Source organism: Micromonospora sp. NBC_01739, from assembly GCF_035920385.1.
Classification (GTDB): domain Bacteria; phylum Actinomycetota; class Actinomycetes; order Mycobacteriales; family Micromonosporaceae; genus Micromonospora.
This window is the reverse complement of sequence record NZ_CP109151.1, coordinates 3,383,222-3,403,390: the sequence shown is the minus strand read 5'-3', so window position 1 is coordinate 3,403,390 and position 20,169 is coordinate 3,383,222. Positions and strand designations below refer to the sequence as shown.

At 71.6% G+C, this 20,169-nt stretch carries 21 protein-coding genes; 18 read left to right on the top strand and 3 right to left on the bottom strand.

The window, feature by feature from the left end; genetic code table 11:
- Positions 1-62: 62 nt before the first annotated feature.
- The 6 genes from rbfA to OIE53_RS15075 all read left to right on the top strand — a co-directional run bounded on the left by rbfA (position 63) and on the right by OIE53_RS15075 (position 4,267).
- The gene (rbfA, locus tag OIE53_RS15100) at positions 63-554 is read left to right on the top strand and encodes a 30S ribosome-binding factor RbfA (protein WP_327022187.1); all 492 of its coding nucleotides are present in this window, start codon (positions 63-65) and stop codon (positions 552-554) included.
- Between the two features lie 101 nt (positions 555-655).
- Positions 656-1,714, top strand: coding sequence for a DHH family phosphoesterase (locus OIE53_RS15095; protein ID WP_327027224.1), 1,059 nt, complete (start codon positions 656-658; stop codon positions 1,712-1,714).
- 65 nt (positions 1,715-1,779) lie between these two features.
- Positions 1,780-2,187, top strand: coding sequence for a hypothetical protein (locus OIE53_RS15090; protein WP_327027223.1), 408 nt, complete (start codon positions 1,780-1,782; stop codon positions 2,185-2,187).
- Positions 2,187-2,396 (top strand): DUF6186 family protein, encoded by a 210-nt coding sequence (locus tag OIE53_RS15085; RefSeq protein ID WP_181445169.1) that lies wholly within the window; start codon positions 2,187-2,189, stop codon positions 2,394-2,396. Before OIE53_RS15090 ends, OIE53_RS15085 begins: the two co-directional genes overlap by 1 nt.
- A 219-nt stretch (positions 2,397-2,615) precedes the next feature.
- Positions 2,616-2,753, top strand: a complete 138-nt coding sequence (locus tag OIE53_RS15080; protein WP_327022186.1) for a hypothetical protein — start codon at positions 2,616-2,618, stop codon at positions 2,751-2,753.
- A gap of 164 nt (positions 2,754-2,917) precedes the next feature.
- Positions 2,918-4,267, top strand: a complete 1,350-nt coding sequence (locus OIE53_RS15075; RefSeq protein ID WP_327022185.1) for an MATE family efflux transporter — start codon at positions 2,918-2,920, stop codon at positions 4,265-4,267.
- A gap of 17 nt (positions 4,268-4,284) precedes the next feature.
- On the opposite strand, the gene OIE53_RS15070 is transcribed toward OIE53_RS15075, so the two are convergent.
- Positions 4,285-4,599 carry a hypothetical protein gene (locus OIE53_RS15070; protein WP_327022184.1) on the bottom strand — a complete coding sequence of 105 codons (315 nt, stop codon included), beginning with the start codon at positions 4,597-4,599 and terminating at the stop codon, positions 4,285-4,287.
- 147 nt (positions 4,600-4,746) lie between these two features.
- On the opposite strand from OIE53_RS15070, the gene truB reads away from it, so the two are divergent.
- From truB to dapB, 6 genes are all read left to right on the top strand, one after another.
- Positions 4,747-5,631: a tRNA pseudouridine(55) synthase TruB gene (gene truB, locus OIE53_RS15065; protein ID WP_393337122.1), complete on the top strand. Its 885-nt coding sequence runs from the start codon at positions 4,747-4,749 to the stop codon at positions 5,629-5,631.
- Between the two features lie 56 nt (positions 5,632-5,687).
- Positions 5,688-6,617 carry a bifunctional riboflavin kinase/FAD synthetase gene (locus OIE53_RS15060; RefSeq protein ID WP_327022183.1) on the top strand — a complete coding sequence of 310 codons (930 nt, stop codon included), beginning with the start codon at positions 5,688-5,690 and terminating at the stop codon, positions 6,615-6,617.
- 186 nt (positions 6,618-6,803) lie between these two features.
- Positions 6,804-7,073 (top strand): 30S ribosomal protein S15, encoded by a 270-nt coding sequence (gene rpsO, locus OIE53_RS15055; RefSeq protein ID WP_137782330.1) that lies wholly within the window; start codon positions 6,804-6,806, stop codon positions 7,071-7,073.
- 224 nt (positions 7,074-7,297) lie between these two features.
- On the top strand, positions 7,298-9,673 hold the full coding sequence (locus OIE53_RS15050) for a polyribonucleotide nucleotidyltransferase (RefSeq protein WP_327022182.1): 2,376 nt from the start codon (positions 7,298-7,300) through the stop codon (positions 9,671-9,673).
- 130 nt (positions 9,674-9,803) lie between these two features.
- A complete protein-coding gene (locus tag OIE53_RS15045) occupies positions 9,804-11,186 on the top strand; it encodes a M16 family metallopeptidase (protein ID WP_393337117.1) in 1,383 nt (460 codons plus the stop codon).
- 100 nt (positions 11,187-11,286) lie between these two features.
- On the top strand, positions 11,287-12,054 hold the full coding sequence (dapB, locus tag OIE53_RS15040; RefSeq protein ID WP_327022180.1) for a 4-hydroxy-tetrahydrodipicolinate reductase: 768 nt from the start codon (positions 11,287-11,289) through the stop codon (positions 12,052-12,054).
- Positions 12,055-12,081: 27 nt separating this feature from the next.
- Here dapB and OIE53_RS15035 read toward each other — a convergent pair whose 3' ends face one another.
- The gene (locus OIE53_RS15035) at positions 12,082-12,663 is read right to left on the bottom strand and encodes a GNAT family N-acetyltransferase (protein ID WP_327022179.1); all 582 of its coding nucleotides are present in this window, start codon (positions 12,661-12,663) and stop codon (positions 12,082-12,084) included.
- 35 nt (positions 12,664-12,698) lie between these two features.
- Here OIE53_RS15035 and OIE53_RS15030 point away from each other — a divergent pair, with 35 nt between their 5' ends.
- Positions 12,699-13,985: a glycosyltransferase family 87 protein gene (locus OIE53_RS15030; RefSeq protein WP_327027220.1), complete on the top strand. Its 1,287-nt coding sequence runs from the start codon at positions 12,699-12,701 to the stop codon at positions 13,983-13,985.
- Here OIE53_RS15030 and OIE53_RS15025 read toward each other — a convergent pair.
- Positions 13,884-14,435, bottom strand: coding sequence for a GNAT family N-acetyltransferase (locus OIE53_RS15025; protein ID WP_327022178.1), 552 nt, complete (start codon positions 14,433-14,435; stop codon positions 13,884-13,886). The two genes, OIE53_RS15030 and OIE53_RS15025, sit on opposite strands and share 102 nt — an antisense overlap.
- Before the next feature lie 79 nt (positions 14,436-14,514).
- Here OIE53_RS15025 and OIE53_RS15020 point away from each other — a divergent pair, with 79 nt between their 5' ends.
- The 5 genes from OIE53_RS15020 (at position 14,515) to OIE53_RS15000 (ending at position 20,159) form a co-directional block, all read left to right on the top strand.
- Complete coding sequence (locus OIE53_RS15020) at positions 14,515-15,744, top strand: winged helix-turn-helix domain-containing protein (protein ID WP_327022177.1); 1,230 nt, start codon at positions 14,515-14,517, stop codon at positions 15,742-15,744.
- Positions 15,745-15,905: 161 nt separating this feature from the next.
- Complete coding sequence (locus OIE53_RS15015; RefSeq protein ID WP_393337657.1) at positions 15,906-16,433, top strand: DUF2752 domain-containing protein; 528 nt, start codon at positions 15,906-15,908, stop codon at positions 16,431-16,433.
- Between the two features lie 233 nt (positions 16,434-16,666).
- Positions 16,667-17,410 (top strand): FAD-dependent thymidylate synthase, encoded by a 744-nt coding sequence (gene thyX / locus OIE53_RS15010; RefSeq protein ID WP_327027218.1) that lies wholly within the window; start codon positions 16,667-16,669, stop codon positions 17,408-17,410.
- 78 nt (positions 17,411-17,488) lie between these two features.
- The gene (dapA, locus tag OIE53_RS15005; RefSeq protein WP_327022176.1) at positions 17,489-18,415 is read left to right on the top strand and encodes a 4-hydroxy-tetrahydrodipicolinate synthase; all 927 of its coding nucleotides are present in this window, start codon (positions 17,489-17,491) and stop codon (positions 18,413-18,415) included.
- A 52-nt stretch (positions 18,416-18,467) separates the two neighbouring features.
- Positions 18,468-20,159 carry a ribonuclease J gene (locus OIE53_RS15000; RefSeq protein ID WP_327022175.1) on the top strand — a complete coding sequence of 564 codons (1,692 nt, stop codon included), beginning with the start codon at positions 18,468-18,470 and terminating at the stop codon, positions 20,157-20,159.
- Positions 20,160-20,169: the final 10 nt, after the last annotated feature.

The following is a 20,169-nucleotide window of genomic DNA, read 5'->3' as shown; positions in this document are numbered from 1 at the left end:
GGGCCCGGTGACGTAGGCGTCAACCGGCCCGGTCGGTAGCGGCACGCCGTGGAGGTGGCGAGATGACGGATCCGGCCAAGGTACGCCGGCACGCGGAGCGGGTGCGTGAACTGGTCGCGTCGGTGGTGCGGAGCCAGATCAAGGACCCCCGGCTCGGGATGATCACCATCACGGACGCCCGGATCACGGCCGATCTCCGCGATGCCACGGTCTTCTACACCGTGCTCGGCGACGCGGCTGCCCAGGCCGGCACCGCCGCCGCCCTGGACAGCGCCAAGGGCATGCTGCGCAGCACGGTCGGCAAGGCCCTGGGTCTGCGCCACTCGCCGACTCTGACCTTCGTCCTGGACAACGTGCAGGATCAGGTCAAGCACATCGACGACCTGCTGGCGGCGGCCCGTAACGCCGACGCCGAGGTGCAGCGCCTGGCGGCGCGGGCCGAGTACGCCGGTGACGCCCAGCCGTACCGCCTGGAGGACGACGAGGACGACGAGGACTCCGGCGAGCCCGAGGCCGGCGACGTCGACGAGGCCCGGGGCGGGGACCGGCGGTGACCGCCCCGACCGGCGGCGCCACGACCGAGACGGCCGCGCCGCCGGGACCGGCCGGGGTCGGCGGTTCGGCCCCGTACCGGCCGGCTTCCGCCGGTGCGGTCCTGGCGGCTTCGGCGGTCGGTACGGCCTCGACCGGCCCGGTGGAGGCCGACTGGGCGGCGGCGGTGGCGGCCGTGCGGCAGTTGCCCCCCGATGGTCGGGTGCTGCTGATCTGCCACATCAACCCGGACGGCGACGCGCTGGGCAGCATGCTCGGCTTCGGGCTAGGGCTGCGTCAGCTAGGGGTGGGGCTGCTCCAGGCGACCTTTCCCGGCCCGCTGGAGATACCGGAGCCGTTGCTAGGGCTGCCCGGTCAGGAGCTGCTGGTGCCGGCGACGGAGGCCGACCCGGAGCCGGATCTGGTCATCTGCTTCGACGCGGCCAGTGAGTCCCGGCTGGGCGAGCTGGCCGGTCGGCTGACCGGCCCGGGCACCGCCCTGGTCCTCGACCATCACGCCTCGAACCCGGGCTTCGGTGATGTCAACCTGATCGACCCGGGCGCCGCGGCGACCTCCGTGGTCGCGGAGGAGTTGCTGGCCCGGCTCGGGGTCTCCCTGGATCCCGGCATCGCCGAGTGTCTGTACGTGGCGTTGAGCACGGACACCGGCTCCTTCCGGTTCGAGGCGACGACCGTGGCGGTGCACGAGATGGCGGCCCGCCTGTTGGCCACCGGCATCCGTCCCGGCGAGATCTCCCGGCGGATCTTCGACAACCGCCCCTTCGGCGCGGTGCGTCTCTTCGGTGAGGTGCTGGGCCGGGCCCGGTTGGAGCCTGCCGCCGCCGGCGGCCACGGCCTGGTCTGGACCTACGCCACCCTGGACGACCTGGCGCGACACGACCAGCGACCGTACGTGTTGGAAGCCCTGATCGATCCGGTCCGGTGCACCGCGGAGGCGGACGTCAGCTGTGTGGTCAAGCAGACCGGGGTGGCCGAGTGGGCGGTGTCCCTGCGCAGCAAGGGGGCGATCGACGTGAGTCGGGTGGCCCTGGCGCTGGGTGGCGGCGGCCATCGCCTCGCCGCCGGCTTCACCGGACGGGGAACGGTCGACGAGGTGATCGCGCGTATCCGGACGGAACTGGACGTACCAGATGGGGAGGGTCGTATTAATCGGCAAGGGTGATATCCGGGTCGATATCAGGGGGTGTTGACCTTTCCGTACCTGGACGGGATCGGGAGAATCGGATGATGGAGCAGCCCCGCGACCTCACCCTAGAGGCCCCTCGAACCTGGGAGCGCCCGGTCGTCAGTGTGCCGGTGCTCGTCGCTCTCTCCCTGGTCGGTGGTCGTTTTCCGTCCTTCTCGACGGAGGCAAATCTCTATGTGTTCGGGGCCGGCGGGATGCTGATCTGGCTCGGGATGTCGAATCGGGTGCCGCGTCGACCGGCTCCGCAGCGGCTGAACTCGGGTGCCCTCTGGTGGACCCTGCCGGTGCTGGTGTTCGGCGTCTTCGAGGGTGCGACCTTCTTCTCGGCGGCCGGTGACGACTTCCCCACCTTCTCCCGGCTGGCGGACCCGCTGCTGGAGGACCGGCTGGTGCGGTCCGCCGGCTGGCTGGTGTGGCTGTCGGCCTTCTGGGGTTTGGTGCGGCGATGATGCGGGCCCTGGCGATCGGTGGATTCCTGGTCGGGCTGGCGCTGTTCGGCCTGGTCGAGTGGCTGGCCCGCCGGGAGGGATCGCGGATTCCGACCCTCGGCGAGGTCTGCGCGTACGTGATGCGCTACGAGGTGGGCCCGGTCCCGGTCGGGCGGATCGGGTTGTTCGGCTTCTGGTGGTGGGTGGGCTGGCATTTCCTGGCGCGGTGATCGGGTTCGATCGGTCCAGATGTCGGGAACCGTGGGCGACATGTGGACCTGAACGATAACTTGGGTATCGGCCGACGCCGTTATGGCGCAGGTCAGGATGGCGGAGCCATACCCTGCGCCGCTTTCCTCCAGGGTCGACCGACCCGGGCCGTAAAGGTCGTCCACCCGCCGCTCCGGCGACCCCGGAGCCTGGGCTGGGCGCCGTCAGCGACATCGCCCGTGACGCGCCGCCGTGCTCGGCGACGCGCGCCCTGGAAGGGACTCACCATGGCCGCCAAGCCCAAGCCCGAGACCACCGACGAGGCCCGCGAGCAGGCCCGCCGCGCCCTGCAGACCTCCATGGACACCCGTCAGTGAACGTACCCGACCGGCGGTGACGCCGAGACCGCCTGGCACGTACGGCGTCACCGTCCGGTAGTTCCACCGCTCCACCACCGCCCGCCATGGTGTGACGTGACCGCCATTGGTAAGCAGCACACTTCTCTTGTCTCCTTACACCTCGCGTGCCAGTATCGGCGGCGATGAGCCAGCCCACCCCGACCGTCGACCGGGTCGCCTCGCCCCGCCGGATCGCCGCGCTAGCCCTGCCGGCCCTCGTGGTGCTGGCCGCCGAGCCGCTCTACGTCCTGGTGGACACCGCCGTCGTCGGGCATCTGGGTCAGGTTCCGTTGGCGGCGGTCGCCGTCGGCGGCACCGTGATGACCCTCACCGCCTGGGTGGGCACGGTCGTCGCGTACGGCACCACCGGGCGCGCCGCCCGCCGCTTCGGTTCCGGGGACCGGGCCGCCGCGGTGGCCGAGGGGGTGCAGGCCTCCTGGCTGGCCCTGGCCCTTGGGGTGCTGGTCGCCATCGGGATGCAGGTCGGGGGCCCGGCGCTGACCGGTGCCCTGGCCGGCGGGGGAGAGGTCGGCAGGGCCGCCGGTGAGTGGCTGCGCATCGCCTCCCTCGGGGCCCCCGGGCTGCTGCTGGCCGCCGCCGGCAACGGCTGGCTGCGCGGTGTGCAGGACACCCGTCGGCCGTTGTGGTTCGTGGTCGGGCCCAACCTGCTCTCGGCGGTGCTCTGCCCGGTGCTGGTCTATCCGGTGGGGATGGGCCTGAACGGTTCCGCGGTGGCGAACGTGATCGCGCAGACCCTCTCCGGGGTCCTGTTCGCCGGGGCCCTGGTGGCCGAGCGGGTGGCCCTGCGCCCGCACCTGCGGGTCATCGGCCAGCAACTGGTCCTCAGCCGGGACCTGTTGATCCGTGGGGTGGCCTTCCAGGCCAGCTTCCTGTCCGCGACGGCGGTCGCCGCCCGGTTCGGCGCCGCCGCGGTCGGTGCTCACCAGATCGCGGTACAACTCTGGTTCTTCGCGGCCCTGGTGCTCGACGCGCTGGCCATCGCCGCGCAGGCCCTGGTCGGTGCCGCCCTGGGGGCCGGCGACGATCAGGCGGCCCGCGCCCTGGCCAAGCGGATCGGTCGGTTCGGTGCGGTGTGCGGGGCGGCGTTCGCCGTGCTGGCCGCAGCCGGGGCGGGGGTGGTGCCGACCTGGTTCAGCGCCGAGCCGGCGGTACACGAGCAGGCCCTGGTGGCCTGGCCCTGGTTCGTCGTCATGCTGCCCCTGGCCGGGGTGGTGTTCGCCCTGGACGGGGTCCTGATCGGTGCCGGTGACATTCGGTATCTGCGTAATCTGACCGTGGTCGGCGCCCTCGGCGGATTCCTCCCCGCGATCTGGCTCTCCCACGCCTTCACCCTCGGCCTCGGCGGCATCTGGGCGGGTCTGCTGCTGTTCACCGTGATCCGGCTGATCGGCCTGGTGCTGCGCCTGCGCAGCGGAGCCTGGGCGGTCACCGGGGCGGTCCGCACCGAATCCCGGGCGACACCCGCCGCCTGATCCCGGCCGGAACAGGGTCAGATCTGGGCGTAGAGGGCGTAGAGCAGCGACACCAGGGCCATCACCACGATCCAGGAGACGACCATGGCGACCATCTTGAAGGTGGTCGGGTAGCGCTGGTAGAGGCGGTCCCGGTCCTGCCAGGCCCACCAGCGGCGGCGCAGCCGGCCCACGCCGGGCAGGGCGGCGAACGCCTGGGCGACCCGCACCCCCAGGGTGCGCCTGGGAGGTGGCGGATCGAGCATCCAGGCGGGCAGGGTGCTCGCCGGTCGGGGCGTACGCAGGCGGATAGTCTCATCGGGCCGCTCGGTGGATGTGCCGCCGGTGGTCATTTCGGTCTCCCCGTGGTCGGCGGCACCGGATCGGCCGACGCCGCTGTGAGTTCATCGTCACAGTCGTGTTCCACGCCGTAAATCCGGTTTCGGCGGCCGGTCGTCCGCTGCCGGGCCCGCCGGGTCGATCTGGCAGGCTTGCACGTCGTGAGCACAGACGGTCTGATCGTGGTGGACAAGCCGGGCGGCATGACGTCGCATGATGTGGTGGCGCGCATCCGCCGATTCGCGCGTACCCGCCGGGTGGGCCACGGCGGCACCCTGGATCCGATGGCCACCGGGGTGCTGGTGATCGGGGTGGGTCGGGCCACCCGCCTGCTGACCTACGTGATCGGCGCCGACAAGACCTACGCCGCCACCATCCGGTTGGGCCAGTCCACCGTCACGGACGACGCGGAGGGCGAGGTGATCGCCACCGCATCCGCCGGTGCGCTGACCGACGAGGCGATCCATGCCGCCCTGGCCGCCTTGACCGGCGAGATCGACCAGGTGCCGAGCGCGGTCAGCGCCGTCAAGATCAACGGGCAGCGGGCGTACAAGCGGGTCCGGGACGGCGAGACCGTCGACCTGCCGGCCCGGCGGGTCACCGTGTCCCGGCTGGAGGTGCTGGCCATCCGCCGGGACCAGCCCGAGGTGGTGGACGTAGACGTGGAGGTGGCCTGCTCGACCGGCACCTACATCCGGGCGATCGCCCGGGACGCCGGCCTGGCGCTGGGGGTCGGCGGACATCTCACCGCCCTGCGGCGTACCGCCGTGGGGGGTTTCACCCTGGCCGAGGCCGCCACCCTGGATGAGCTGGAACAACGCGCCCCCGAGGTGGTCGACCTTCCGCTGGCGGCCGCCGCCGCCCGGTTCTTCACCACCCGGGTGGCCAGCCCGGAGGAGGCGAAGGTGCTCTCCCACGGCGGCCCGCTCGACCCGATCGGCCACCTCGGGCCGTACGCGGTCTTCGATCCGGCCGGCCAGTTGATCGCTATCGTCAGCGAGCGGGCCGGCCGGGCCCGCGCGGAGATCGTGCTCGCCCCGGCGTGACGGCGGCCGACACCCGAGTGGAAGACCTGGCAGTACCGGCTACAGGAAGGACGAGCATGCAGCGGTGGCGGGGGTACGACGCGGCGCCGGGGGGTTGGGGACGTTCGGTGGTCACCATCGGGGTCTTCGACGGCGTGCACAAGGGCCACCAGGCCACCATCGGGCACGCGGTGGCGCGCGCCCGGGAGTGGGGAGTGCAGTCCGTCGTGGTCACCTTCGACCCGCATCCGGCCGAGGTGGTGCGGCCGGGTTCCCATCCGGCGGTGCTCACCGAGCCGGCCCGCAAGGCGGAGCTGATCGAGGCCCTCGGTGTCGATGTGCTCTGTGTGGTGCCGTTCACCTCCGAGTTCTCCCGGCTGCCGGCGGAGGCCTTCGTCCACGACGTGCTGGTCGAGCACCTGCACGCCGCCCTGGTGGTGGTGGGGGACAACTTCCGGTTCGGGCACCGGGCCGCCGGGGACGTGGCGCTGTTGGAGCAGTTGGGGCGTACCTTCGGCTTCGCCGTCGAGGGGGCACCCCTGGTGGCCGAGGCCGGCACGGTCTTCTCCTCGACGTACATCCGCTCCTGCGTGGATGCCGGTGACGTGACCGCGGCGGCCAGCGCCCTGGGGCGTCCGCACCGGCTGGAGGGGGTCGTGGTCCGGGGTGACCAGCGCGGCCGGGAGTTGGGCTTCCCGACCGCCAACCTGCTCTGCCACCGCTACGCCGCGATCCCGGCCGACGGCATCTACGCCGCCCGGCTGATCCGTCGGGGTCAGCGTGAGCCGCTGGGCGCGGCCGTCTCGATCGGCACCAACCCGACCTTCGCCGGCCGGGAACGCCGGGTCGAGGCGTACGCGCTGGATTTCGACGGCGACCTGTACGGCGAGCGACTGGCCCTGGATTTCGTGGCCCACCTGCGGGGACAGGTCCGCTTCGACGGCGTCGAGCCACTGGTGGCCCAGATCGCCCAGGACGTCGAACGGACCCGCCGGGCGCTGGCCTGACGGCCTCATTCGGGCGATGGTCACGAGGTGCTGGTAGGCTGACGAAGACGTCGGCTGACCGACGTGGGTCCTCGCATGTCTGCTCGACGCCGCGGATGCGAGGACGTCCGGTAGCGATGCCCAGCCTGCAGAGATTCAGCCTGGCTCGCACGGACACCATCGACAACCCACTGAAACAGGGAGAACATGGCGCTCGACCAGCAGGCAAAGGCCAAGATCCGCGAGGAGTACGCGACCGTCGAGGGCGACACCGGTTCGCCGGAGGTGCAGGTCGCGGTCCTCACCAAGCGGATCGCTGACCTCACCGAGCACCTGAAGGTGCACAAGCACGACCACCACAGCCGCCGTGGGCTGCTGCTGCTGGTCGGCCGCCGCCGTCGGCTGCTCAACTACGTGCAGAAGAAGGACATCAACCGCTACCGGTCGCTCATCGAGCGGCTCGGCCTGCGCCGGTGACGTGAGACGGGGGAGTGGCCACCGGGCCGCTCCCCCGTCGGCGTAACCACCTCGAGACACGGGCTGCGAGCACCCAGACAGGGGAGCCGTCGGCGTACCGGTCTCCGGTAGTGGCCTCCGGGTGTCTCCGGCTTTCGCCGGTGGTCCCGGGCGCTTCGATCGAAGACCGGCCGTCGGTACAGCTCCCGCTCGTGGCCCCCGATGCGAAGGAGCATTGCCGCACCATGACCGAGACCAAACTCGGCACCGAATCCCGCACCGCCGTGATCGACAACGGGTCCTTCGGCACCCGTGAGATCACCTTCTCCACCGGCCGGCTGGCCCGTCAGGCCGCCGGCTCCGTCGTCGCCCAGCTCGGCGAGACGGTCGTGCTGTCCGCCACCACCGCCGGCAAGCAGCCGAAGGAGCAGTTCGACTTCTTCCCGCTGACCGTCGACGTCGAGGAGCGGATGTACGCCGCGGGCCGGATCCCCGGCTCGTTCTTCCGCCGGGAGGGCCGTCCCAGCGAGGACGCCATCCTCACCTGCCGCCTGATCGACCGGCCGCTGCGCCCGTCGTTCGTCAAGGGCCTGCGTAACGAGGTCCAGGTCGTCGAGACCATCCTCGCGCTCGACCCGCAGCACCCGTACGACGTGGTGGCGATCAACGCCGCCTCGATGTCGACCAAGCTGTCCGGCCTGCCGTTCTCCGGCCCGATCGGGGCCACCCGGATGGCGCACGTCGACGGCCAGTGGGTCGCCTTCCCGACCCACGACGAGCTCAGCCGGGCCACCTTCGACATGGTGGTTGCCGGTCGGGCCCTGGCCGACGGCGACGTCGCGATCATGATGGTCGAGGCCGAGGCCACCGAGCACACCGTCAAGCTGGTCGCCGACGGCGCCCCGGCCCCGACCGAGGAGGTCGTGGCCAGCGGCCTGGAGGCCGCCAAGCCGGCCATCCGTGAGCTGTGCCGGGCGCAGAGCGAGCTGGCCGAGGTCGCCGCCAAGCCGGTCGCCGAGTTCCCCGTGTTCCTGGACTACCAGAACGACGCGTACGACGCGGTCGCCGAGTTCGCTCGCGGCGATGTCGCCGAGGCTCTCCAGATCGCCGGCAAGGCGGATCGCGAGGAGGCCCTGGACGCGGTCAAGTCCCGCCTGGTGGAGGAGCTCGGCCCGCGCTTCGAGGGTCGGGAGAAGGAGCTGTCGGCTGCCTTCCGCTCGCTGACCAAGTCCGAGGTGCGCAACCGGGTGCTGCGGGAGCAGGTCCGCATCGACGGGCGTGGCCCGCGCGACATCCGGCCGCTGAACGCCGAGGTCGGGGTGCTGCCCCGGGTGCACGGCTCGGCGCTGTTCGAGCGCGGCGAGACCCAGATCCTGGGCGTCACCACCCTCAACATGCTGCGCATGGAGCAGGCCCTGGACACCCTCTCCCCGGAGAAGTCCAAGCGCTACATGCACAACTACAACTTCCCGCCGTACTCCACCGGTGAGACCGGCCGGGTCGGTTCGCCGAAGCGCCGCGAGATCGGCCACGGCGCCCTCGCGGAGCGGGCCCTGATCCCGGTGCTGCCCTCGCGCGAGGAGTTCCCGTACGCCATCCGGCAGGTCTCCGAGGCCCTGGGCTCCAACGGCTCCACCTCGATGGGCTCGGTCTGCGCCTCGACCCTGGGCCTGCTCAGCGCCGGTGTGCCGCTGAAGGCCCCGGTGGCCGGCATCGCCATGGGCCTCATCTCCGACGAGGTCGACGGCAAGACCCAGTACGTGACGCTGACCGACATCCTCGGTGCCGAGGACGCCTTCGGCGACATGGACTTCAAGGTCGCCGGCACCCGGGACTTCGTGACCGCCCTGCAGCTCGACACCAAGCTCGACGGCATCCCGTCCGACGTGCTGGCCGCCGCGCTCCAGCAGGCCCACGAGGCCCGGCAGACCATCCTCGACGTGATGCAGCGGGCCATCGAGTCCCCGGCCGAGATGTCCGACTACGCGCCGCGGGTCACCACGGTGAAGATCCCGGTCGACAAGATCGGCATGGTGATCGGCCCGAAGGGTCAGACCATCAACGCCATCCAGGACGAGACCGGCGCCGAGATCTCCATCGAGGACGACGGCACGATCTACGTCGGTGCCACCAACGGCCCCTCGGCCCAGGCGGCGGTCGAGCGGATCAACGCGATCGCCAACCCGACCATGCCGAAGGCCGGGGACCGGTTCCTCGGCACCGTGGTCAAGACGGCCCCCTTCGGCGCGTTCATCTCGCTGCTGCCGGGTCGTGACGGCCTGCTGCACATCTCCAAGGTGGGCGACGGCAAGCGGGTCGAGAAGGTCGAGGACTTCCTCAACGTCGGCGACCGGGTCGAGGTCGAGATCGCCGACATCGACCAGCGGGGCAAGATCTACCTGGACAAGGTCCGTCCCGAGGGTGCTGAGGCACCGGCTCCCGCCGAGGCGGGCGGCGAGCGGCCGGCCGGCCGTGGTGACCGGGGTGACCGTGCCCCGCGTGACCGGGGTGACCGCGAGCGCGGCGGTGACCGGGGCGGCCGTGGCCCGGAGCGGGGCGAGGGCGGAGAGGGCGGCGAAGGCGGCGACTCCCGGCCGCGTCGGCGTACCCGGCACAGCTGATCTTCGACCAACCGCAGTGAATCGCTGACCGGCCGGGCGACCATGTCGCCCGGCCGGTTCGTCACCGTCAACCCCCTCGTCGCACCGGAAGCAGGTTGCCGTGAGTCGTACCCGGCGAACGTCTCTGTCCGTGACTCGCCCGCCGGCGACGCCACCCGGCCCCGGCCGGCAGGCAGTCGGTACCGTGCGGTCCGCCGGCGGCGCCACCCGGGCCGTCACCCGCACCCTCAGTGAGGACCCCTTGGGGGGTACGGTGCGCCGCACCGTGCTGCCCAGCGGGCTGCGGGTACTGACCGAGGCCATCCCGGCGATGCGCAGCGTCTCCTTCGGCATCTGGGTCGCGGTCGGTTCCCGGGACGAGACCGGGTCCACGGCCGGTGCCGCGCACTTCCTGGAGCACCTGCTGTTCAAGGGCACCCACAAGCGGGGTGCGATGGAGATCTCCTCCTCGATCGAGGCGGTGGGCGGCGAGACCAACGCCTTCACCACGAAGGAGTACACCTGCTACTACGCCCGGGTGCTCGACGAGGATCTGCCGCTGGCCATCGACGTGATGTGTGACCTGGTAGCCGACTCGGTGCTGGAACCGGCCGACGTGGAGACCGAGCGGGGCGTGATCCTCGAGGAGATCGCCATGCACGACGACGAGCCCGGCGACGAGGTGCACGACCTGTTCGCCCGGGCCGTCTACGGCGACCATCCCCTGGGCCGGCTGATCTCCGGTACCTCGGACACGGTCACCCCGATGACCCGCCGCCAGATCCAGACCTTCTACCGGCGCCGGTACGTCGCCCCGCAGATCGTCATCGCCGCCGCCGGCAACCTCGACCACGCCGCCGTGGTCCGGCTGGTCCGGCAGGCGCTGCGCGGCACCCCCCTGGACACCGACCCGGCCCCGCCCGCGCCGCACCGCCCGGCCAGCCCGGCGGTACGCACCCGGTCCGCCCGTACGGTGGTGGAGGTCAAGGAGACCGAGCAGGCGCACATCGTGCTCGGCTGCCCGGCCATCGACCGGCTGGACGATCGGCGTTTCGCGCTGGGTGTGCTCAACAACGTGCTCGGCGGCGGCATGTCCAGCCGGCTGTTCCAGGAGATCCGGGAGCAGCGGGGGCTGGCCTACTCGGTCTACTCCTACGCCAGCCAGTACGCCGACAGTGGGGTGTTCGGCGTCTACGCCGGGTGTGCCCCCGGCCGGGTGGACGAGGTGCTGGCGCTGACCCGGGCCGAGTTGGCGCGTACCGCCGCCCACGGCATCACCGAGGCCGAACTGGCCCGGGGCAAGGGGATGAGCAAGGGGGCCTTCGTGCTGGGGCTGGAGGACACCGGCTCGCGGATGAGTCGGCTGGCCAAGGGCGAACTGCTCTACGGCAACCTGATGCCGGTGAACGAACTGCTCGACCGGGTGGACGCGGTCACCCTGGAGGACGTCAACACCCTCGCCGCCGACCTGCTGGCCCGACCGATGTCCCTGGCAGTCGTCGGCCCCTTCGCCGACCGCGACTTCCCCGCCTGACCCCTCGGCTGTCCGGCTGTCCGGCGGGGTGATCGCCGCATCACGCCGGATCTCCCGCCTCTGCGGCTGGCGGCGGACCTGTTGGGATAGGTTGTGCCGCGTGACTGACGAGCGGGAAAAGGCCGGGCTGATCCGGGTCGGCGTACTGGGTGCGCGGGGTCGGATGGGCGCCGAGGTGTGCAAGGCCGTCGAGGCCGCTACCGATACGACGCTGGTGGCGGCGGTCGACCAGGGCGACGAACTGTCCACGGTGGCCCAGGCCGGGGCGCAGGTGGTCGTCGACTTCACCACCCCCGGCGCGGTCATGGACAACCTGCGCTGGTGCATCGAGCAGGGCATCCACGCGGTGGTCGGCACCACCGGCTTCACCGAGCAGCGCCTCGACCAGGTGCGCGACTGGTTGGCCGGCAAGCCCGGGGTGGGTGTGGTGATCGCCCCGAACTTCGGCATCGGCGCCGTACTGATGATGCAGTTCGCGGCCCGCGCCGCCCGGCACTTCGAGTCCGTGGAGATCATCGAGCAGCATCATCCGCGCAAGCTCGACGCCCCCAGCGGCACGGCCACCCACACCGCCCGTCTGATCGCCGCGGCCCGCGCCGAGGCCGGGCTGGGCCCGGTGCCGGACGCCACCGCCGACGAGGTGGCCGGTGCCCGGGGCGCCGACATCGACGGGGTACGGGTGCACGCCGTCCGCGCCACCGGGCTGCTGGCCCACCAGGAGGTGCTGTTCGGCACCGCCGGTGAGACGCTGACCATCCGGCACGACTCGTACGACCGGGTGTCCTTCATGCCCGGGGTGCTGGTCGCGGTCCGCGCGGTCGGCGACCGCCCCGGCCTGACCCTCGGCCTGGACCCCCTGCTCGACTGACCGCCCCCCGGGGGGCCTAGGTGCGGGTCAGCCCGCGTCGGTCGGCTCGGTGGGGAGGGCCACGTGCAGGCGGAGTTGGGGGACCAGCATGTCGTCCACGTCCAGTGCGCGGCCCGCACCGTCCGGTTGCCACCCGGCGGCGGTGAGGAACTTGCGGGAGGCCTGATCGCCTTCGAAGACCCAGGCCAGCGCCGTGGTGAAGCCGGACTCCCGCCACAGGTCGACACTGGCGGCCAGCAGCCGGCTGCCGTGCCCCCGACGGCCCCACCGGGGCTCCACCAGCAGGTCGGTCACCGCGACCACCTCCGGGCCGAGGGCCTCGGCGGGCTCGTTCGGGGCCAACGCCTCGGCGTCCACCGGACCGGAGGCGGCGAAGCCCACCAGATACGATTGCTCGGCCTGTTCGACCGCGACCAGGACCCGGTGGTGTTCGCTGGGCGGGCGGCGTACCGCAGCCTCCCAGCGTTGGGCGAGCAACCCCTCGTCGAGCTCGGCCAGCACATGCCGGGGCAGCAGTCGCCGATAGGCGACCCGCCAGGTGGCGAGCTGGATGCGTGCGATCTCGCCGGCGTCCTCGGGACGCGCCGGGCGGACAAACCCGAGAGCCATGGGACGACAGCCTACGCAGGGTGAGGGAGGCGACGGTGGCGCAGGGTGCCAGGCGGACGGTCGGACAGATCGTCTTCGTGGTCGTACTCGCCGTCGCGGTGGCCGCCTTCCTGTCCGTGGCGGCGGCCCGGCACGGCTTCTTCGACCTTCAGGTCTACCGGGGGGCACTCATCTGGTGGGCCCGCGAGGGCGGGGAACTCTACGACCACCTGCGCCCCGGCACCCAGTACGGCTTCACCTACCCGCCGTTCGCGGCGCTGCTGATGCTGCCGATGGCGTACCTGCCCTGGCACGCGGCGATCGTGGTGAGCGTGGCCGCCGGGGTGGCTACCAGCGCGGTGTTGATCTGGTGGCTGCTGGACCCGGTGTCCCGGCGGGCCGGGTGGACCCGCTGGTTCGCCTTCGCGGTGGCGTTCTGCCTGGCCGCCGCCTTCGAACCGATGCGCGAGACCATCAACTTCGGCCAGGTCAACACCCTGCTGCTGTTCCTGGTGGCGGTGGACCTGATGCGGCTGCTGCCGGGCGGCAGCCGGTGGGCCGGCATCGGCATCGGCCTGGCCACCGCGATCAAGCTAACCCCGGGCATCTTCATCGTGTACCTGCTGGTGACCGGTCGCATCCGGGCCGCGGTAACCGCCGTGGCCGCCGCTACCGGGGCCACCGTGCTGGCCGCGGCACTGTTCCCGGACGCCTCCCGGGAGTTCTGGACCACCGCGCTGTGGAACACCGGTCGGGTCGGTGAGCTGGCGTTCGTCTCCAACCAGTCGCTCCGCGGTGTGGTGGCCCGACTGGACCCGACCAACCCCAGCACCCTGGCCTGGCTGGGCCTGGTGGCCGTGACCGTGGCGCTGTGGGTGTGGCGGTCCCGTGCCGCCGTACGCGCCGGGAACGAGACCGCCGGGCTGGCCCTGACCGGCGCGGTGATGTGCCTGGTCAGCCCGGTCACCTGGGTACACCACCTGGTCTGGCTGCTGCCGGGTCTGCTGCTGCTGGTCGAGGGGGCCGTCGCCGCGCCGTCGGGCAGCCGCCGACGCCGTGGCCTGCTGGCCGCCGCGATCGTCGGGTACGGCTTCCTGATCAGTCGGATCGTCTGGGCCTGGGAGAAGGACTTCACCGGGTTGGACGGGTTCGTGTTCAGCAACACCTATGTCTGGATCAGCCTGGCGTTGCTGGCCTTCCTGCCGGTACGCCGGCCGGGCTGGGCCGACGAGCCACCGGCCTCAGCGGTCGAGTCGTCCGGCGTACCGCAGCTCGACCAGGTGCAGCGGCGCACGCCCGCCGGACAGTGGCACCGGATAGGTCGACCGCTCACCGTCCGGTGACAGCCCGGCCCGCTGATAGAACCGGCGGGCCCGGTGGTTGTCCGCCAACACCCAGATCCGGTACTCGGCCAGGCCCCGCTCGCGCAGACCGGCCTGAGCCGCCGCCAGCAGGGCGGGTGCCGTGCCGTCACCCCAGTGCTCCGGCACCACGTACATCGCCACCACCTCGCCGTAGGCCGGGTCGAGGTCGCCCCGGTCCTGATTGTTGCGGTACGGGCCGAAGGTGGTGAATCCGGCCAGCGTGCCGTCGATCTCGGCCAGCAGGGTGGTGAAGGGGTGCTCCGGATCGGCGGTACCCAGATCCCGGCGCCGTTGGGCCCAGGCCACCGGGTTGAGCCGAGCCAGCACCTCGTCCGGCATGATCCCGGCGTACCCGGCCCGCCACCCGCTGATGTGCACCCGGGCGATCGCCTCGGCGTCGGCGGCCTGTTCACGACGGATGGTCGGCATGACTGCCGTTCTACGCGGCCGACGACGGCAGGTCCAGCGTGGCACACCTGTGTCGTACCGCTGGCGTAGCCTGCCCGCGATGGCCATCAAGGAATCGCTCTCCCTCACCCAGGCTCGGCGGATCGCGCTGGCCGCCCAGGGGTTCGCCGACCCCGCGCCCACCGGGGCCCCCACCCGTCGTCACCTGCGTCGGGTGCTCGACCGGGTCGGCCTGATCCAGATGGATTCGGTCAACGTGCTGCAACGGGCGCACTACCTGCCGCTCTACAGCCGGATCGGGCCCTACCCGACCTCGCTGCTCGAATCGGCCGCCTACCGCAGCCCTCGTGAGCTGTTCGAGTACTGGGGGCATGAGGCGTCGCTGGTGCCGGTCGGCCTGCATTCCGTGTTTCGCTGGCGGATGGCCCGGGCCAAGGCCGAGGCATGGGGTGGCATGCGCCACATCGCTGCGGAGCAGCCTGATCTGGTGGCCTGGGTCCGCGACGAGGTGGCCGCCCGAGGGCCGCTGACCGCGGCCGAGATCGAGCACGACGCACCCCGGGCGACCGGCAACTGGGGGTGGAACTGGTCGGCGGTCAAGCAGGCCCTGGAGTTCCTCTTCTGGGCCGGTGAGGTCTGCGCCGCCGAGCGCACCACCTCCTTCGCCCGCCGCTACGACCTGCCCGAACGGGTGCTGCCGGCCGAGGTGCTGGCCGCCCCGACGCCTACGGACGGCGAGGCGTACCGCACCCTGGTCGGCATCGCCGCCCGGTCGCTGGGGGTGGCGGCGGAGCCGGAGCTGCGCGACTACTTCCGGCTGCCGGTGGCCGGAGCCCGACAGGCCATCGCCGAGCTGGTCGAGGCGGGGGAGCTGCAACCGGTCACGGTGCAGGGCTGGCGGCACCCGGCCTGGCTGCACCACCAGGCCCGGCTACCCCGGTGGGTACGCGGCAACACCCTGGTCAGCCCGTTCGACCCGCTGGTCTGGGAACGGGGCCGCACCGAGCGGCTGTTCGACTTCAGCTACCGCATCGAGATCTACGTGCCGGCGGCCAAGCGGCTGTACGGCTACTACGTGCTGCCCTTCCGGCAGGGGGAACGCTTCACCGCCCGGGTCGACCTCAAGGCCGACCGCAAGGCCGGGGTGCTGCTGGTGCCGGCGGCCTGGGCGGAGCCGGGGGCCGACCCCGGGGAGACCGCGGTGGCGCTGGCCGCCGAGCTGTACCGCCTGGCCGGCTGGCTGGGACTGGACGCGGTGGCGCCGCCGGCCGCCGGAGACCTGGCCGCCCCGCTGGCCGCAGCCCTGGTGGGCCTGTCCGGTGTACGGTGAGGCTCGTGACGAGCGTTGACCGATCGCCCGCCCAGCCGCACCCGTCGAGCGGGGAACCGACCTCCCCCGGCACACCGACCGAAGCCGTGCCGACCGAGGCCGGGGCGGCTGTTGGCGGGCAGACCCTTGGCGCGCCCGGGGGTGCCGGGCCGGTTGCCGGGATGCCAGGCGGGATGCCGGCGGGTGAGGTGGGTCCGGGCGGATGGCCGGCGGGTCATCCGGGCGGCTATCCGGTGGTCGAGTCGGATCGACTGACCCGGTTCGTGGCGCGGATGTACGAGCGCACCCCCCGTTGGGTGGTGCCCTTGGCCGCGCTCGGCTGCGTCGGCGCCGGCATCGGTTACACCCTGCTCAGTGACCCCACCCGGTCGGCGCCGGACGCCCTGCCGAGCTGCCTGCTCAAGATGACCACCGGGCTGGACTGTCCTGGCTGCGGCGGCACCCGTGCCCTGTGGTACGTGCTGCACGCCGACCTGCCGGCTGCCGCCCGGCACCACTTCCTCTTCGTCTTCGCGTTGCCGTTCCTGGCGTACTTCTTCATCGCCTGGGCCGGCCGGCAGGCGTTCGGCTGGCGGCTACCCGAGCTGCGGGTGGGCCCGAAACTGGTGGGTGGCTTCCTGGCCGCCTGGATGGCCTTCTCGGTGGCCCGCAACCTCCCCTGGCCCCCCTTCACCGCCCTCTACGTCTAGCCCCACCCTCGCGCGCCCCCTCCCCACGCCCCCCTCTCTCTGCTCGCCGATCTTGCACTTTCTGTCGGGACAGAAGTGGTCAAGGGGTGTATTTCGGCGACCAAAAGTGCAAGATCGACGGGGCTGTCAGCGGGGTGGCGCGGGGGAGTCAGCGGGGTGAGGGTGGGGTGTGTGCGGTGGGGGTGCAGGGGTGGGGAGGGTGGGGGTGGGGTTAGAGTCGCGGCATGCCGGAGATGGTGCAACCCCAGGTCAGGTTGATCGCGTGGACTCATTTCGAGCCACCGCAGGATGTGCCGTGGTCGACGGACGCCGACGGGGGGCAGGCGCTCGCGGAGTTCGCCGGGCGGGCCTGTTACCAGAGCTGGAAGAAGCCGAACCCGGCCACCGCCACCAACGCCGGTTACCTGGCACACATTCTGGAGGTCGGGCACCTCTCCGTGCTGGAGCACGGTTCGGTCAGCTTCTACTTCACCGGGGTGTCCCGGTCCTTCACCCATGAGCTGATCCGGCACCGGCACTTCTCGTACTCGCAGCTGTCCCAGCGGTACGTCCCGGAGCGGGACGCGGCGATGGTCGAGCCGCGGGTGATCGCCGAGGACCCCGAGCTGCACAAGCGCTTCGTGGAGGCCGCAGAGGCCAGCGTGCGGGCCTACAACGAGCTGTTGGAGGGGCTGGAGCGGCACTTCGTCGACGAGCCCAACCCGACGCTGCGGCGCAAGCAGGCCCGTCAGGCGGCCCGTGCGGTGCTGCCGAACGCCACCGAGACCCGCATCGTGGTCAGCGGCAACTACCGCGCCTGGCGGCACTTCATCGCGATGCGGGCCACCGAGCACGCCGATGTGGAGATCCGCGAGCTGGCGGTGGAGTGCCTGCGGCAGTTGCAGGGGGTCGCCCCGAACGTCTTCGCCGACTTCGTCATCTCGACCCTGCCCGACGGTACCGAGGTCGCGGCGAGCCCGCTCGCCGAACAGTCCTGAGCGGTGGGGCTGCCCCGCCCGGCGAGCATGCCACCCTTCCCCGGCAGCCCTCCCTCCGCTGTCCGATAGGTTGTCACCATGACGCACGACCACGTTGACGCCCCGGCACGGGCGGTGTCCCGCCCCTTCGGTCGGCTGATCACAGCCATGGTGACCCCGTTCACCGCTGAGGGTGTGCTCGACCTGGACGGCGCCGCACGGCTGGCGAACCATCTCGTCGTGGAGCAGCGCAACGACGCGCTGGTGATCAACGGCACCACCGGTGAGTCGCCGACCACGACGGACGCCGAGAAGGAACAGCTGATCCGGACCGTGGTGGAAGCCGTCGGGGACCGGGCGCGGGTGCTGGCCGGGGTGGGCACCAACGACACCCGGCACACCATCGAGCTGGCCGCCTCGGCGGAGAAGGCCGGTGCCCACGGACTGCTGGTGGTCACCCCGTACTACAACAAGCCGCCCCAGGCCGGGTTGCTGCGACACTTCACCGCGGTGGCGGACGCCACCGGCCTGCCGGTGATGTTGTACGACATTCCGCACCGCTCCGGGGTGCCGATCGAGACCGAGACCCTGGTCCGGCTCGCCGAGCACGGCCGGATCGTCGCGGTGAAGGACGCCAAGGGTGACCTGACCGCCACCAGTTGGGTGACCAGCCGGACGGATCTGGCGTACTACAGTGGTGAGGACTCCCTGACGCTGCCCGCGTTGGCCGTCGGCTCGGTCGGCGTGGTCGGCACCTCCACGCACTTCACCGGCGCGGAGACCAAGCGGATGATCGAGGCGTACGACGCGGGCGACACCTCCACCGCCTTGGCTCTGCACCACAGGTTGCTGCCGCTGTTCACCGGAATCTTCCGTACTCAGGGCACGATTCTGGTCAAGGCCGGTCTGAACGTCCAGGGCCTGCCGGCAGGCCCGGTCCGGTCGCCGTTGGTGACGGCGACCGAGGACCAGGTGGCCCAGTTGCGCGCCGACTGCGCGGCAGCGGGCCTACCACTTCCCGAATGATCAAACGAATGCACGGACGCCGGGTGACGGCGCCGCAGAATGAGGTGAGCGCGTGACCGAGGCGCACAACGAGGAGGCTCAACTTCCCCCGCCGCTGCCGGAGGGCGGATTGCGGATCATCCCGCTCGGTGGGCTCGGCGCCATCGGTCGGAACATGACCGTCTTCGAGTACGACGGGAAGTTGCTGGTCGTCGACTGTGGGGTGCTCTTTCCCGATGTGGAGCAGCCCGGGGTCGACCTGATCCTGCCGGACTTCGGGCCCATCCTCGACCGGCTCGACGACATCCAGGCGATCGTGCTGACCCACGGCCACGAGGACCACATCGGCGCCGTGCCGTACCTACTGGCCCACAAGTCCGACATCCCGCTGGTCGGCTCGCAGTTCACCCTGGCCCTGGTCGAGGCGAAGCTGGCCGAGCGGCGGATCCAGCCGTACACCTTGACCGTCCGGGAGGGCGGCCGGGAACGGCTCGGCCCGTTCGAGTGTGAGTTCTTCGCGGTCAACCACTCCATCCCGGACGCTCTGGCGGTGGCCATCCGCACCCCGGCCGGGCTGGTGCTGCACACCGGCGACTTCAAGATGGACCAGCTTCCGCTGGACGGCCGGATCACCGACCTGGCCGGTTTCGCGCGGCTCGGCGCTGAGGGCGTGGACCTGCTGCTGTCGGACTCCACGAACGCGGAGATCCCCGGCTTCGTCACCCCGGAGCGGGAGATCGGCCCGGTCCTGGACTCGATTTTCGCGAAGGCGCGGGGCCGGATCATCGTGGCCTCCTTCGCCTCGCATGTGCACCGGGTGCAGCAGGTCTTCGACTCGGCGCTCGAGCATGGCCGCAAGGTGGCCCTGATCGGCCGGTCGATGGTGCGCAACATGGGCATCGCCCGCGACCTGGGCCTGCTGAACATCCCCGCCGGCCTGGTGGTCGGCCTGGACGAGGCGACCTCCATGCCGCCGGAGCAGATCGTGCTGATGTCCACCGGCTCGCAGGGGGAGCCGATGAGCGCCCTGGGCCGGATGGCCAGCGGTGATCACCGGCACATCACCATCGCCCCCGGGGACACCGTGGTGCTGGCCTCCTCGCTGGTGCCCGGCAACGAGACCTCGGTCTACCGGGTGATCAACCGCCTGGCCCGGGCCGGTGCGGTCGTGGTGCACAAGGACGTGGCCAAGGTGCACGTCTCCGGGCACGCCCCGGCCGGTGAGCTGCTCTACCTGCTCAATGTCGTACGCCCGAGCAATCTGATGCCGGTGCACGGCGAGTGGCGGCACCTGCGGGCGCACGCCCGACTGGGCATCGAGTCCGGGGTGGCCCCGGACCGGGTGGTGCTCTGCGAGGACGGCGACGTGGTCGACCTGGTGGAGGGCCGGGCCAGCCTGGTCGGCCGGGTCAAGAGCCGGTACGTCTACGTCGACGGCCTGGCCGTCGGCGACGTCAGCGAGTCCCTGCTCACCGAGCGGCGCATCCTGGGCGACGGCGGGTTCATCGCGGCCACCGTGGTGGTCGACTCGGTCACCGGCAAGGTGGTCGCCGGTCCCACCGTCTCCGCCAAGGGCTTCTCGGAGGACGCCGCGGCGTTCAACGCGGTGATCCCGCTGGTGACCGAGGCCCTGAACCGGGCCGCGGCGGACGGGATCACCGATCCCCACCAGCTCCAGCAGATCGTCCGTCGGACGGTGGGCCGCTGGGTCAACGACGCCTACCGGCGCCGACCGATGATCGTGCCCACCGTCGTCGAGGTCTGAACCGTTCAGA

Excerpts from the sequence above, each read along its gene's own strand:
- rbfA (WP_327022187.1), top strand. The coding sequence starts at position 63 with ATGACGGATCCGGCCAAGGTACGCCGGCACGCGGAGCGGGTGCGTGAA.
- OIE53_RS15090 (WP_327027223.1), top strand. The coding sequence starts at position 1,780 with ATGGAGCAGCCCCGCGACCTCACCCTAGAGGCCCCTCGAACCTGGGAG.
- OIE53_RS15085 (WP_181445169.1), top strand. The coding sequence starts at position 2,187 with ATGCGGGCCCTGGCGATCGGTGGATTCCTGGTCGGGCTGGCGCTGTTC.
- OIE53_RS15075 (WP_327022185.1), top strand. The coding sequence starts at position 2,918 with ATGAGCCAGCCCACCCCGACCGTCGACCGGGTCGCCTCGCCCCGCCGG.
- OIE53_RS15070 (WP_327022184.1), bottom strand. The coding sequence starts at position 4,599 with ATGACCACCGGCGGCACATCCACCGAGCGGCCCGATGAGACTATCCGC.
- OIE53_RS15060 (WP_327022183.1), top strand. The coding sequence starts at position 5,688 with ATGCAGCGGTGGCGGGGGTACGACGCGGCGCCGGGGGGTTGGGGACGT.
- rpsO (WP_137782330.1), top strand. The coding sequence starts at position 6,804 with ATGGCGCTCGACCAGCAGGCAAAGGCCAAGATCCGCGAGGAGTACGCG.
- OIE53_RS15050 (WP_327022182.1), top strand. The coding sequence starts at position 7,298 with ATGACCGAGACCAAACTCGGCACCGAATCCCGCACCGCCGTGATCGAC.
- OIE53_RS15035 (WP_327022179.1), bottom strand. The coding sequence starts at position 12,663 with ATGGCTCTCGGGTTTGTCCGCCCGGCGCGTCCCGAGGACGCCGGCGAG.
- OIE53_RS15025 (WP_327022178.1), bottom strand. The coding sequence starts at position 14,435 with ATGCCGACCATCCGTCGTGAACAGGCCGCCGACGCCGAGGCGATCGCC.
- OIE53_RS15020 (WP_327022177.1), top strand. The coding sequence starts at position 14,515 with ATGGCCATCAAGGAATCGCTCTCCCTCACCCAGGCTCGGCGGATCGCG.
- OIE53_RS15015 (WP_393337657.1), top strand. The coding sequence starts at position 15,906 with ATGCCAGGCGGGATGCCGGCGGGTGAGGTGGGTCCGGGCGGATGGCCG.
- thyX (WP_327027218.1), top strand. The coding sequence starts at position 16,667 with ATGGTGCAACCCCAGGTCAGGTTGATCGCGTGGACTCATTTCGAGCCA.
- dapA (WP_327022176.1), top strand. The coding sequence starts at position 17,489 with ATGACGCACGACCACGTTGACGCCCCGGCACGGGCGGTGTCCCGCCCC.